9 protein-coding genes are annotated in these 14,833 nt (G+C 37.7%); 3 read left to right on the top strand and 6 right to left on the bottom strand.

What is annotated here, in order from left to right; genetic code table 11:
* Positions 1 to 2,546 (bottom strand): BamA/TamA family outer membrane protein (locus tag ABIQ28_RS08480; protein ID WP_348036457.1); only part of this gene is annotated, 2,546 nt, incomplete at its 3' end.
* A 117-nt stretch (positions 2,547 to 2,663) separates the two neighbouring features.
* Here ABIQ28_RS08480 and ABIQ28_RS08485 point away from each other — a divergent pair.
* Positions 2,664 to 3,389 (top strand): RNA methyltransferase, encoded by a 726-nt coding sequence (locus tag ABIQ28_RS08485; RefSeq protein ID WP_348036458.1) that lies wholly within the window; start codon positions 2,664 to 2,666, stop codon positions 3,387 to 3,389.
* A 260-nt stretch (positions 3,390 to 3,649) separates the two neighbouring features.
* Here ABIQ28_RS08485 and ABIQ28_RS08490 read toward each other — a convergent pair whose 3' ends face one another.
* Positions 3,650 to 4,363 (bottom strand): porin family protein, encoded by a 714-nt coding sequence (locus ABIQ28_RS08490; protein ID WP_348036459.1) that lies wholly within the window; start codon positions 4,361 to 4,363, stop codon positions 3,650 to 3,652.
* A 30-nt stretch (positions 4,364 to 4,393) separates the two neighbouring features.
* Positions 4,394 to 5,125 (bottom strand): bifunctional demethylmenaquinone methyltransferase/2-methoxy-6-polyprenyl-1,4-benzoquinol methylase UbiE, encoded by a 732-nt coding sequence (gene ubiE / locus ABIQ28_RS08495; RefSeq protein ID WP_348036460.1) that lies wholly within the window; start codon positions 5,123 to 5,125, stop codon positions 4,394 to 4,396.
* A gap of 208 nt (positions 5,126 to 5,333) precedes the next feature.
* Here ubiE and trkA point away from each other — a divergent pair, with 208 nt between their 5' ends.
* Both trkA and ABIQ28_RS08505 read left to right on the top strand, forming a co-directional pair.
* A complete protein-coding gene (trkA, locus tag ABIQ28_RS08500; RefSeq protein WP_348036461.1) occupies positions 5,334 to 6,683 on the top strand; it encodes a Trk system potassium transporter TrkA in 1,350 nt (449 codons plus the stop codon).
* Between the two features lie 119 nt (positions 6,684 to 6,802).
* Complete coding sequence (locus ABIQ28_RS08505; protein WP_348036462.1) at positions 6,803 to 8,296, top strand: potassium transporter TrkG; 1,494 nt, start codon at positions 6,803 to 6,805, stop codon at positions 8,294 to 8,296.
* Positions 8,297 to 9,007: 711 nt separating this feature from the next.
* Here the strand turns inward: ABIQ28_RS08505 and ABIQ28_RS08510 are convergent.
* From ABIQ28_RS08510 to ABIQ28_RS08520, 3 genes are all read right to left on the bottom strand, one after another.
* Positions 9,008 to 10,573, bottom strand: a complete 1,566-nt coding sequence (locus tag ABIQ28_RS08510; protein WP_348036463.1) for a RagB/SusD family nutrient uptake outer membrane protein — start codon at positions 10,571 to 10,573, stop codon at positions 9,008 to 9,010.
* 10 nt (positions 10,574 to 10,583) lie between these two features.
* Entirely contained in the window at positions 10,584 to 13,685 is a 3,102-nt protein-coding gene (locus tag ABIQ28_RS08515; RefSeq protein ID WP_348036464.1) for a TonB-dependent receptor, read from the bottom strand.
* A 548-nt stretch (positions 13,686 to 14,233) separates the two neighbouring features.
* The coding region (locus ABIQ28_RS08520) for an aminotransferase class I/II-fold pyridoxal phosphate-dependent enzyme (protein WP_348036465.1) at positions 14,234 to 14,833 on the bottom strand (600 nt) is incomplete at its 5' end.

Raw genomic sequence — 14,833 nt, forward strand, 5'->3', positions numbered from 1 at the left:
TAAAAAGGATAGTTAATCCCAATATTATAAACGGCATTCCCGAAATTATAATCCTTAAACCAACGGTTTCCTAAGTCATACGATGGGTCATAGGTTTTAAAGCCGATGTCACCACGAAGGACAAAAAACCTGAAATCATAGCGCAATCCAAAACCTGAACCTACGGCGATATCTTTTAGGGAATTAAGACTGTCAAAGGTTTGTGCCTTGTCTGTCACATCATCAAAAATGTTCCATATATTTCCGGCATCTACAAAAAAGGCGCCATATAATGAGCCAAAAAGATTAAAGCGCTGTTCAGCACTAAAGTGGAGTTTGAAATTGGCTTCATTAAACTCATTCGTTGATTTTGAGCTGCCAGGGCCAAGGTTATAAGCAGTCCAGGCCCGATTATCATTGGGGCCACCGGCAAAGAAACTCTTTGAAAAAGGAATGTTATTTGAATTGCCGTAAGGTATTGCAATTCCAAAATAGCTTCGAACGGCAAGAACGTTTTTCTTTCCTAAATCCCAATATTTTACATAATCAAATTCTCCTTTGGCGTATTGTGAGAAAGCTACTCCGAAAATATCATAGCGACCATTCTGATCCTTTGGAGCGCCTGTTATTTTTGCAATGTTAGATAGGATGTTCCCCGCAAATTCCAACCGGAACCTGACAATCGAGAAGTCGTTATCCAGAATATTTTCGCGTTTGGTTTTGATGTAATTGAAGCTCGAAGAAATGATCAAGTTGTTTTCCGTAAGTCGGTCCTGACGTTGTGAAATATTACGTACTGTAGAAAGATCGTTTTCAGAAACATTTAAGCCAGAGCTTGGGTTTAGCACATCGCTTATAAACGCATTGGCGCCTGTTGGAATTATGAGATCTCCATTGTCATTAAAATAATTGGGATCCGTATTGTAATCATGCGCGATATTATTAAGACTCTTGTATGTGTTTTGATATACACCGAAATAATTGGCGGTATTCAGGTTTTTTACATATTGCACATTAAAAAAGTCAAGCGTGTTGGTTACTTTTTCATTAGGAAACCAATTGTAGCTCAAGACGCCTATTAAACTTTGTTTATCCAACCCAATGTTTCGTTGACTTGTAGCACTTGCACTGATTCTGGTACTTGGCGACATGAACTTTGGGACGACCTTATCTGTGTTTAATGGGAAAAACAAACGTGGAATGGTAAGTTTAATCGTAGCTCCTACTTCAGTGATGTCAAAAAAGCCGTCTTTAACATTTCTTCCGTCCTTGGAAGCGCCAATGGATCCAAGTCCGGAAACCTCTAAAGTTTCTGCGCCTCTAAAAACATTCCGAATCAAAAGTCCGCCACTGAAAGCAAATCCCACGGTTTGTATATTACTTTGGGAAATTTCTGTATTAAAATTAAGCCCAAATTTCTTCTTTGGTATCAAGTATATATTAGCGGTCAGCGTGGTGTCTTTTACATTTTCCACATATTCTATATTCGGATATTTAAACATTCGCAATTCACTCAAATAGCGATAGGTCCGTGTGCGGTTAATGTCTTTAAAGATATCATCCTTTGTAATGAAAATAGCATCAGTTAAGGCCTTTGCTCTGAATTTAGATTTTCCGTAACTATAAATATTAAAACCTTTATAGTTGATGGTATCTGTTGGTTTTAGGTCTTTATTTTGAAAAGCATCATCGGTAAAAATATTGACATCTTTTACGGTGTAAATCTGAAATGGCATGACTTCAAGTGAATCTTCATGCCTAATAATTCTGTTTTGGATAATGATATCGGTGTTAACTTTTTTATTGGTGCCGATGGTGTCAATTTCAAAAGTGATATAATCCTGTGCAAAATGGAAAAGCCCCGAATTGCGCAACTCTGTCGTCAAACGGTCGCGCTCATTGGTTAGATTAGCTTCTTTAAACTGCTCTCCTTTAACAATCAGTGATTGGTCTTTAAGTGTTTTGTACAGCGTGTCTATAACTGGCGAGGATATTCGTGTTCTAATGGAATCCAGAAAATAAGGTGTTCCAGTTTTTACATAATAATTGACTTCAGCCCTTTGGTTGCCGGTGCTGTCTATTTTGTAGGAAGCATCCGCATTGAACCAGCCATTTTTATAGTAGTAAGTTTTAAGATTGGCGGTTGATTTTTCAGTTTTGAGCGTGTTGATGATTACCGGAGGTTCCCCAGTTTTCTTTAACCAATTGTTGAAATCCTTTTTTGAGCTAATAACAGCTTCGTACTGTTTTAATGAAATGAAATTTTTTAGACCGGTCTTGGGATCGTCAGGATTTCTATATTTGGCATTTAAAATAGAGTCAATATTTGGTCGAGCCAAATTGTAAATATGCAGCTTTATGGGAATTCCAAACAACGGAAATTTGCCATTGGTTTTTTGATATAGGAGATTGTTAAGGGCGTCGGTGTTATTTTTTTTGTCATTGACATACACCGAATTGTTCGTGAGTAAAAGATCATCCTTGCCAACACGTTTTACGGCATTGCACGAGTACAACATGATGACTATTGTCGTAATAAATGATATTTTTGCTACCTTAACTTTCAAAGGGAAATCGACATAACTTTTGATGAGCTCAAATTTACTGTTTTTATAGGTGGTAAAACAAACATTAAAAAAATCCTTGGTCGGAATTAATAACGTGACAAAAGTAAATACATTTTGATGTTAACAAAAAATCAGATAAAATTAATTGTAAGCCTAACACAAAAAAAACAACGCTTAAAACATCGACTGTTTTTGGTGGAAGGTAAAAAGACTGTTGATGAATTTTTAAGGTCAGATTACACCTTACATCATATATACGCTCTGAGTGATGATTTTGATTGTCCGCCGGAAAAGTTTAGTTTAATTACTGAGGCAGAATTGAAAAAAATAAGTGCCTTGACTACGCCACAACAGGTAGTGGCTGTTTTTGAAATGCCACCCGCCGAAAATATCGGTTCAGGTAAATTGATTTTGGCATTGGATGCTGTTCGGGATCCTGGCAATTTGGGAACCATCATAAGGTTGTGTGATTGGTTTGGCATCGAGGATTTAGTGTGCAGTGAAACGACCGTGGACTGCTACAATCCCAAAGTGGTGCAGGCCACAATGGGCTCCTTAACACGCGTTAATATCGTTTATCTAAATTTAGAAGCATTTTTAAGGGATTCAAAAATTCAAAAGTTTGGCGCGTTCATGGACGGTGAGAATATCTATGAAAGTGAATTACCTGAAAAGGGTATTTTGATCATGGGCAATGAAGCCAATGGTATTTCGGCAGAAATTGAAAAACTCATTGAAAATAAACTTAGTATTCCCAGTTTTAGTACCCATCAATCGACCGAAAGTTTAAATGTGGCTACGGCTACCGCTATTTTGTTGAGTGAGTTTAAAAGAAGGAAGTAGGAGATTGGAGATTTTTGATTGTTGATTGTTGATTGTTGATTGTTGATTGTTCTGCGGGAAACTTTTTGTTCGAAGTTTATCTGTAAACGGATAGGCTATAACGCAAAGTTGCACAAAGCAGACACAAAGTTGCGCAAAGAGGAGTCTTCGAAAATTTTACAATGAATAATGAACCTTAAACAGTCAATTCTAATCAAGAAGGATCATTCAGCTAAATTAAACAACTTAACACCAAACAACTCCACAACACCCAACAAGCCCTATTGAAACGTGAAGTTCACAAACACACCTCGTGTTTTCATGGAAGCTATATTGCCTGTCCATGGACTATTTGGGTCATGATCTCTTACCAATTCATCATTGATAGCAAAAACACCTCTGATGGATGGCGTAAACTTAAACCACTCCAAGTAAAAGTCTATCCCAAAACCAACTTCATAAAACAGCATTCCTTTTTTGGTGCGGAATTGCGTCGTGCTATTGTCTTCTGGATTGTTTTCGTTACTTGAGAGATTTAAAGCCGTGGAAAGGCCGCCAACTAGAAAAGGTTTGAAATTGTTAATGCGTTTGGTGGATACTTTTAATAATAAAGGAAAATGGATATAGGTGGAATTCACTTCTCGTGACAAGTCAGAGGTTCTAAATTTTGAAGGATCGAAATAGCTTTCGTCATAGACCAGATTTCTTTTGGAAATATATAAACCTGGTTCAAAACGAAGGTTGAAATATTCGTTGAGGCGCAAATCTCCCACTAATCCCACATTAAAACCTATACTTGTTTCTACAAGGATGTCTTTGAGATCCTGCTCATATTCGAACTTAAAATCATAATTATTAAACCCTAAAAAATAACCCCAAGTTAAGACCTGCTTATCAAAGTTTTCTTGGTTTTTAATCTTTTCCTTACTAAACAACTGCGCGGATGCCGAATTGTAAATTAGTAAAAGTACTATGACGATAACGGTTCTTTTCATTGTATGGAGTCTAGGTCAATTCTTATGGTCTTATTGCTTGGTTGCCACGTAAATGGTTGCTACGCCAAACGTTTGAGGCAAATCCTTCACATTAGTAAACCCAATTTGTCGTAAAATATTGTTTAAGACTTCACCATAAGGAAAAACAGAGGCCGATTCGCTTAAATAAGTATACGCCACACGATCTTTTGAAAACATTTTCCCGATGGTTGGCAAAATGTATTTTGAATAGAATTTGTAGCCTTGTTTAAATGGCGCTTTGGTTGGAACCGAAGTTTCCAAAATCACGAAAGTTCCGTTAGGTTTTAAAACTCGTAATATTTCAGAAAGTCCTTTTTCCAAATTCTCAAAATTCCGAACACCAAATGCTACCGTTATGGCATCAAAACTGTTGTCTTCAAAAGGAATGTTCTCAGAATCCCCAAGCGTCATTTTTATTTTGTCGCCCAACTTTTTGTCGGCGATTTTTTTTCTGCCTACCTCAAGCATCCCGTTGCTGATATCTAATCCAATAATTTCTTGGGCTTCGGTTTGTGCAAGGTTTATGGCTAGGTCTCCTGTGCCGGTTGCGATGTCAAGGATGCGATTGGCTTTCGTTTTAGCAATGATGTCAACCACGTTTTTACGCCATTTCACATCAATTCCAAAGGAAATAACCCGGTTTAATCCATCATATTCTTTTGAAATCGTGTCAAACATTTGAGTCACTTGCTCCTTTTTGTCTAACTGACTGTCCTTATATGGTTTTACTTTTTCTGACATTCCAATATTTTTGCCAAAACTACATATTTTTTCATTGCTAATTTGTCAAGTTTAAGTGAAAAACTAAAATAGGAGGGACTTTAATTGAAGATATATGTTGGTTAAATGCTTTGTTTTGAATATTTAAAAATTTATTATATCAGATGTAAATCCAATGTCGGACTATTAAATATCTTATATTTGTTTGTTTTTTCAATCCAATTAATTAATGAAAATAATCATTGCAGGCGCTGGAGAAGTCGGATTTCATTTGGCGAAATTGTTGTCATACGAATCCCAAGAAATTACCTTAATAGACACCAAAAAAGAAAGTCTGGTTTATGCCATTGACCATTTGGATATTAGGGTGGTTAAAGGCGATGCAACATCGATTGCAGTTTTAAAGGATGCTCGCATTGAAAATTCTGACTTATTTATTGCTGTAACCTCTTCAGAAACTACAAATATTACAGCCTGTGTTTTGGCCAAGCAACTTGGGGCAAGAAGAACCATTGCCAGAATTTCAAATACCGAGTTTATTGATCAAAAGGATGAGGTTGGTTTTTCCAAATTTGGGATTGACGAATTGATTTCTCCAGAATCATTGGCCGCAGGTGAGATTGAATTGCTCATCAACGAATATGGATTTAATGATAGTTATGAGTTTGAGGAAGGGGCTTTGACCATGTTGAGTTTGAAGTTGTCAAAAACCGCAAGTTTTGTAAATAAAACAGTCCAAGAGGCCGCTGAAGATTTTTCACAACTTCGCTTTGTGCCGATTGCCATTCAGCGTTTTGGAACGGAATATACCATCATCCCTCGCGGAGATACGGAGTTTAAGGAAGGTGATAAGGTTATTTTTGTGACTTCAAAAGGTGGGGATGAAGAATTGTTTGAACTTTCAGGAAAAGTAAGATTGGATGTTAAGAACGTGATGATTCTTGGCGGTAGCAGTATAGGTCATAAAATCGCTAAATATTTATGTGCTGCTAAATTCAATGTCAAACTTGTTGAAAGCAATAGGGAAGTGGCTTTTGAATTGGCTGATGCTTTGCCGAATGCACTCGTGATTAATGGTGATGGACGCAATGTGGAATTGTTAGAAGAAGAAAGCATTGGTAATATGGATGCTTTTATTGCGGTAACCGGAAATTCGGAAACCAATATTATGTCCTGTCTTGTGGCCAAATCCAAAGGGGTGAAAAAGACGATTGCCTTGGTTGAGAATATGGATTATTATCAGATATCTGAATCGATTGGTATCGATACTTTAATCAATAAGAAACTGTTGGCGGCCAACAATATTTTCAGATATATCCGTAAGGGCGAGGTTGTGGCCATGACCAAACTTAATAATATGAATGCTGAGTTATTGGAGTTTATGGTCAAAACCAAATCAAAAATCAGCAATAAGACTATAAAAGATTTAGATTTTCCACGTTCTGCGATTATTGGTGGTGTGATCAGAAACGGAGAAGGTATTATTCCTTTGGGAGATTTTAAGGTGGAGGCGGGGGATCGAGTTGTAGTTTGTTGTCTTCCAAGAGCGATTACCGAAGTTGAAAAATTCTTTTTTTAAAGACATAAAATACTTAAAAAGTTGCAAATCATACTAAGCATTTTAAAAGCAAATTTGCGAACCTGCCTGTCGATAGTGAAATCCTATTGCAATAGTTATCGGGATTGCAACAGAAAAACATGAAACTCAACTATAAAATCATATTTTATTTTTTTGGACTATTGCTACTTTTTAACGGTGGCTTTATGTTATTGTCCACTTTAGTAAGTCTCATTTATAAAGACGGTGTGACCTTAAAGTTGTTCTTGTCTGGGCTGGCAGTTTTATTGGTAGGTGTTCTTTTGATGATCTCAACACGAAATCACAGTAAGGAGATGAACAAGCGCGAAGGTTATATCGTGGTCACTTTTGGGTGGATTGTCATGACGATTTCGGGGGCGATGCCCTATATGGTTACTGAGGTCATCCCTAGTTTTACAAGTGCTTTTTTTGAGACCATGTCTGGCTATACAACAACTGGAGCTACTATTATAAACGATATTGAGATCGTACCCAAGGGCGTCCTCTTTTGGAGAAGTATGACGCACTGGATTGGTGGTATGGGGATTATTGTCCTGGCGATTGCTATTTTGCCATTATTAGGTATTGGTGGAATGCAGCTATTTACCGCTGAGGCTCCTGGAATAAGTGCTGATAAATTGCATCCGCGTATTACGGATACTGCAAAGCGTTTATGGTTAATTTATTTTGGATACACTGTGGCAGAAACCATTTTGTTAAAAGCGGCTGGGATGTCCTTTTTTGATGCTGTCAATCATGCCATGAGTTCTTTGTCTACGGGTGGATTCTCTACAAAAAATGCCAGTGTAGCCTATTGGAATGATCGGCCAATCATTCAATATATCATCATCACTTTTATGTTCTTGGCGGGGTCCAACTTTGTGTTGAGTTATTACGCCTTTAAAGGCAAAGTACAAAAAGCTTTGGGCGATGAAGAACTGCGTTGGTATTTCAGATTTGTAGCATCATTTACGATTATTGCGGCCTTGGGTATTTATTTTAAAGCTGATTTATCACTATCCTCTATTGATCATCCAATGGTGTGGGGTAAAGCTGAAAGCGCATTTCGACACGCGTTATTTCAGGTTGTGAGCGTGGTTACCACTACTGGATTTGTAACGGCCGATTTTACCTTATGGACACCCTTTTTGGTCGTGCTTTTCTTTGGGATGATGTTTATGGGGGCTTCTGCCGGAAGTACGTCAGGGGGGATAAAAGTTGTTCGGCATTTGATATTGATAAAAAATGGATTTTTAGAATTTAAACGCGCGCTCCATCCTAATGCGGTGTTACCTGTGCGTTATAATTCAAAAGCGATTTCGGGAGTTGTGGTTTATAATATACTCGGATTTTTTATTCTTTATATGATTTCCTTTATTGTAGGGGCTTTAGGGTTTTCAATGTTTGATATTGATTTTGAATCTGCCATTGGATTATCCGCTTCCAGCTTGGCCAATATTGGTCCGGGATTAGGTGCTTTTAGTCCAGTTAATAATTATTCAGCTTTGCCTCCTTTAGCACAGTGGTGGGCCTCTTTTTTAATGCTCATTGGACGTTTGGAGCTGTTTACAGTGTTGGTACTGTTGACACCTTTCTTTTGGAGAAATAGATAGTTATAAAATGGAACTGAAATACCTACTTTTATGGTTATTTACTTCCAATAACAATTCAGTTGGAGTGATCCAGCAATTTATATTTATTGGTCTCAAATTAAGTTAGACCCCGCCTGAACATAGTCGGGCAGGCCCGCCTGAAATTAGTCGTGGTGCTTTACTGCATCTCGCTTTAGCTTCTAAAAATTTTGACACGAATTTCACCAATTTTCACTAATCCAATAGATTTACAGGTTGTTTTAAAAACTTCCAATAAATACATTGTCATATGGTATGGCACTTAGTTGTTTCCTTCAATAACGACTAAACATGCAGTAAACCAGTTGTCTGTAGTCTTTAAGGTTACCCTTAAGTGTCTTTTCTAACCCTCAACGTTGAGTTTTTAAATTGCTAGTGTGTGGAAGTTCTGCATACTTGGGATAACTCTCATTGTGGATGTGCAATTGAAGTTTTGAGCGAGACCAGAAGTTTTTGGTAAAATGACTGAAAATGAATTACTATTAATGTACTTTGTAGTTGCTGTAGCACGAATGATATTTTATTACTGAGGATCCGTTAATTTTTCTTCGGATAATAATGGTATCGCAATTACCCAAACTCTTTTATGAAAATCAAAAAAGCCGCCTCGCATTGCGAGACGGCTACTTTGTATAGCTACACATTTTTTTAGGATGTGCAGCTACTGTTAAAGACTAACAAAAAAACTTTTTATTACCAGCCTGGGTTTTGCTCTTTAGCTAAGGTTGGGTTTGAATTCAGCTCTCGCTGTGGAATTGGCCACAAGAATCTGTAGTCGGTTGCAGGGATTGCAGCTTCGCCGTAAGGACCATTGTAAGGTGTTCCTAAAACATATGCAGAGGCAGGAGGGCTGGTATTTGCAAATTTTGCTGGAATGCCATCAATTGGTGCCAAATCATCACCTTGTAATCTGTGGATGTCTGACCACCGTCTACCTTCCATTAAAAACTCAATTCTGCGTTCTTTTATAATAGCACCCACCATTGTTGCCGGTGTCGTAAATGATGCTGCTGTGTAAGCTTCTGTTACAGGATTTGCCAGAGCTCTGTTTCTAACCTTATTTAACAATGTTAAAGATTCTCCTAAGTCTGGAGCTGGCATTCTAGCGTGTGCTTCTGCCATGCTTAGTAAAACTTCTGCATAACGGATGATCGGAGCGTAATCACTATAACTTAATATATCTTTATATTTGTTAGTGTATTTTCTTCCTCCAAACTCAAAAACCATTCCTGTTGGTCCGGATTTTTTAGCTTCGTCCTTATAAGTTTCGGTCCTACGTTTGTCAGTCGGCAGCCAACTTGGATCTCTCCAGATAATTGGGCTGATGCACACTAGTTTTCTGTTATTATATTGTGAAGCTAAAGCAGCATTCACACCAGGATTGTTACTTGCGGACATTAGTAGTGAGAAAATGGACTCACTATTGCCAGAGTTGTCTGCAAAGACACCATTTGGATCAGCAGTTAAGGTGTATTTCCCTGTAAGCTTATTTCCTTCTGCGATAACCATATCCCATTTTCTCATGTGCAGATAGACGCGTGTCTTAAAAGCAATGGCGGCATTTTTTGATGCTTTTGTCAATTCGGTATTGGTTATTAAGCTTTCAGCATCATTTAAATCTTCCAACACTTTTGTATAGCATTCTGCCACCGTATTTCTACCTTTTAAGATCTCGGCATCAATTTCTGCTTGCGTGTCAACACCTATTACTCTATAAGGAATACCTGGGTGGGTAGCGCCTGGAGTAAAATTGTAAGGTCTTGCAAAGAAATTCAACAATTCGAAATGTGTAATCGCTCTTAAAAATTTGGCCTGACCAATATAGTCATCCGCTTTTTGCTGAGTAATAATACCACTCGCAACTGCTTTCGTAACACCATCTATAATTAGGTTGGCACGGCTGATCAAGCGGTAACCATCAATCCAATAATATACGTTGTTTGCGGTAGAAGGGTTATAGGTTGTTTGGTAAGTAAATGCATAGAAAGTAGCTTCGTTAACCACATCCTCACCTCTACAATCGCCTTGTTCCACAAAGGCTGCTCCCCAAACATAACCACGGGGGTTGCCATCATACTCACCAAGGGCTGCGGCGTTATACATTCCGTTGATGGAGCTTTCAATTAATGAAGGCGTAGAAAAGGCAGCATCAATTGGAATATTATTGATGGGGCTCAAGTTTAAAAGCGCATCCTCTGAACATGAAACCATTCCGATTCCAATAACAGTTACTGCTAAAAATTTTAATATATTTTTCATTTTCTTAATATTATAAATTAACATTTAATCCTACGGATAGAATTCTAGCTCTAGGAGTTCCGTTGTAGTCCACGCCTCCAGTTTCCATTTCTGGGTTTAAACCTTTGTAATCAGTAATGCTCCATAAGTTTTGTCCTTGAACAAAGATTCTGACCATATCAACTTTTACTCTGTCAGTTAATGATTTTGGTACTTGATAGCCTAAAGAAAGGTTGTCCAAATTGATGAAATCAGCGTTCTCCACGAATCTCGTAGTTGCACTACCTGCAAAATTGATGAAATTGGCTCTTCCCGCCCATAATTTTGGTGTGATACCATCTCCTGGTTGGGTTGTGCTTTGCCATCTGCCTAACATCTCTTTACTGCTGTTATTTAATGTTTGGTTAGCCAGTTCTCTTCGAGTTGCATTGAAAATTTTGTTTCCACCACTAAAACGGAACATAAAGCTTAAATCAAAATTTTTGTAAGTAAATTTATTAATAAGTGCGCCATAATAGGTTGGAAGCGTACTTCCTAAAATCACACGATCCTCGCTAGCATTCAATGAACCAGCCGTGGTCACCTCTGAAGGGTTGTTAGGGTCGAAAACATAATATTTACTATCAGTTATATTACCCTGAACCAAAGTGCCATTAGTTTTATGATACACTGGGTTTCCATTGGCTGGGTTTACCCCCCAATATTTATAGCCATAGAGCGAGTTGATGGACTCACCTTCTCTAATAAGTAAGTTCTCGCCAATAATTCCGCCAAATGTACCCCCTGGAATGTCTTGACCTTTAGGGGTGCTCACTACTTTATTTTTATCTAAAGTTAAATTCGCTGTAATATTCCAGCTGAAGTTCTCATTGGAAATAGCTCTGTAATCCACACCAAATTCGTAACCTTTGTTGCTCATGGCGCCAACGTTCTGTTTGATTCTATTGTCAGGAATGCCTAAGGACTCAGGAATTGGAACGTTAAGGATTATGCCATCAATGTCATTGTTATAATAATCAAAAGTGAATCTTAGTTTATTATTGAATAAGGCAAGGTCTAAACCGAAATCCGTCTTTTTACTGGTTTCCCAAAGTAATTGAGCACTACCTAATTGTGAGAACACAATACCATTCAAGTTGCCATATTTTGAGGCTCTAGCTAAGTTTAAGTAAGGATAATTTCCAATATCTGTATTTCCTACTTCTGAATAGGAACCTCTTAATTTGAATTCGTTGATGGTACTTTTTAATCCACTGAAAAACTCCTCATTGGCAATATTCCATCCCCCTGAGTAACCGGTAAAGTTGTGCCATCTTTCAGCTGGGCTTAATTTTGAAATACCATCACGTCTAAGGGATCCTTGAAGAAAGTATTTTTCTTTGTAGTTATAACTCAATCGCCCTAAATAGGACATAATACCGTTTTCAGTAACACCACCTCCAGATTCTTGTGTACCGTAAGCGTTTGAAACAAGATTCTGATTGAAAAATTCATCGAGCAAATTTGTTCCTGTCCCAAAAAACGATTCATTTCTATCTTTTTGGTATTCAGAAACTAGCGTTACGCCAATATTATGGGCATCATTGAATGATTGATTATAGCTTAAAATGTTTTGGATATTCCATCGCATTAAGTCATTGTGATTATTTGTAAGAAGTCCATTTGCGCCTCTTCCGTCACCATGTTTAGGGTTTCTGTACTGGAATCCTTTGGTTAACGGATTATCGGCACTGGCTTGGAATCTGTAATTCAATCCCTCAAATAAGTCTATGGAAGCAAACGTATTTACAAGAGTTCTATTCACTCTTGATTGGATTTTATTTTTTGCTAATACATAGGCAATATTTGGGATGTTATCTCCTACACCAGCTAAGTTGTCCCATTGGCCAACATTGGCACCATCTGAAGAAAAGTTATAACCTGATGCACTGTTAGGATCAAAAATTGGTGTGTTTGGCAATTGTCTGATCGCGTTAAAGATGTTGCCTGATAACGAGTTGAGACCTGTATTTAAGCCATTATACGACGTTCTTGAAACAGCGATGCTACCACCAATAGTTAGCCATTTATTGACTTTATGTTCTAAATTTGATCGTAAGTTATAGCGGATCATGCTATTACCTACAGCAACACCTTGTTGGTCAGTGTATCCCATGGAGAAATAGTATTTGGTGCTTTCTGTGCCTCCATTAAATGATAGATTATGATCCTTTTGTAAGGCGCTATTATTTAAAACAGCTTTTTGCCAATCTGTATTGAATTCGCTACCAACCGCCCAAGGAGCTACTCCTGCATTGGTACGCTTTTCGTTTGCAATAACCAAAAAGTCAGGCGTTTCTAAAAGATCGAAAAGTTTGACAGCAGACGCAAAACCGGTCACGCTGCTGTAGCTTACTTTCATTGTACCTGCTTTTCCTTTTTTAGTAGTGATTAAGATCACCCCGTTCGCTGCTCTTGATCCATAAATTGCAGTAGCCGCGCCATCCTTTAAAATTTCGAAAGATTCAATGTCATTTGGATTGATGTCTGCTAAACCGTTTGTTGCAGTAGAACCTCCAACATCGCCCGAATAAATAGGCATTCCATCAACAACAATAAGCGGAGAGCTACCAGATCCAATAGAGGAAATACCTCTAATCCTGATTCTTGGCGCTTCACCAATAATTCCGTTGTTGGTTGTGATTTGAACCCCTGCAGCTCTACCTGCAAGTTGTGATTCAAAACTTGGAGTAACTAGGCCTTCAATTGAAGATCCTGTGATGCTTGAAATTGCACCCGTGACGGCCGATTTTTTCTGGACACCGTAACCTACTACGACGATTTCGTCAAGAACGGAAGCGTCTTCCGCCATCTTAACATTCATGGAGCTTGAGGCACCCACGATTACTTCTTGGGCTTTTAAACCTACATAAGTGAATGATAAAACATCACCCGCTTTTGCGCTTATGGAATACTTACCGTCAAAATCGGTTTGTGTTCCATTGGTTGTCCCTTTGACTAAAATGTTTACTCCAGCCAGAGGTATCCCCGATTCATCAGAAACGGTCCCTGAAATGGATTTTTGTTGCGCAAATGTTATCTGTGCAACGAACACTATACAAAGTGTTAGAATTAAACTAATTTTTGTTTTCATTTATAAAATGGTTAGAATTATGGCGACAAAGAAACGATTATTTGTATATAAAACAAATGTAGATGTTAAATTTTCTTAAATTTATCATTAAAAATGTTAAAATACATTAAAACACTCAACTCATTCATTTTTAATGAAGTAGGTATGTTTATGTTAATCAGCTCTTTAGGTGTTGCTTTTGTTTGAGCATTAATTCTTATTTGATTTCTTAGATTTATAATTCTTAACTATTTTTTTTTCTGATTATTAAGCTATTAGTACCGTCATAGGAATTTTTTTTAAGTTCTTGGTTTTTAAATATGAATTTGGCTTATGAATTAAGAGTGAACATCATAGCTTAAACAAATGAAAATGGACAGTTGCTGAGCAAAGCCGAAATGCGCTGGGTTGGTCATAGAGTATATAAATGGTCCATTGGAGTGTTATGGAAGTGAAGTTGCCCTTTTAATGAATTGATAATGTCAAGAGGGAATTGAAATAGATGGATGTATAAACCAAAAAAGCCACTAACTAAAGTGGCTTTTTTGATTTATATACGAGGTAAGGTTCTAATTAACCGCGGCTTTAATTCGGCTCATAGCTTCAATGATCTGTTCTTGTGAAGCGGCATAGGATATGCGGATACAATCTGGATTTCCAAAAGCACCGCCATCAACCGTAGCAACAAGCGCTTCTTCCAATAAATATAATGAGAAATCAGAAGCGTCATTAATCGTCTTTCCTCTTAAGGTTTTGCCGAAATAATAGGATACGTTTGGAAACACGTAAAAGGCACCCTCTGGTATATTGGTTTTAAAACCTTCAATATCTTTAAGTAAATCAAGGACCAAATCACGACGAATTTTAAATTCGTCAATCATGAATTGAACTCTTGAAGGTGATTCATTTAACGCGGTAATCGTAGCGCGTTGTGCTATAGAATTGGCACCACTGGTTATTTGACCTTGCATTTTATTGCATGCACGGGCAATTTTTTCAGGGCCTCCAATATATCCAATACGCCATCCCGTCATTGCGAAGGCTTTTGAAACGCCATTCACGGTAACCGTGCGGTCATACATGTCTTCAAATTGTGCCATGCTCGCATGTTTGCCCGTAAAATTGATATGCTCATAAATTTCATCAGAGACCACAATAATATTAGGATG

It is taken from the genome of Gelidibacter sp., from assembly GCF_039916245.1.
Lineage (GTDB): Bacteria > Bacteroidota > Bacteroidia > Flavobacteriales > Flavobacteriaceae > Gelidibacter.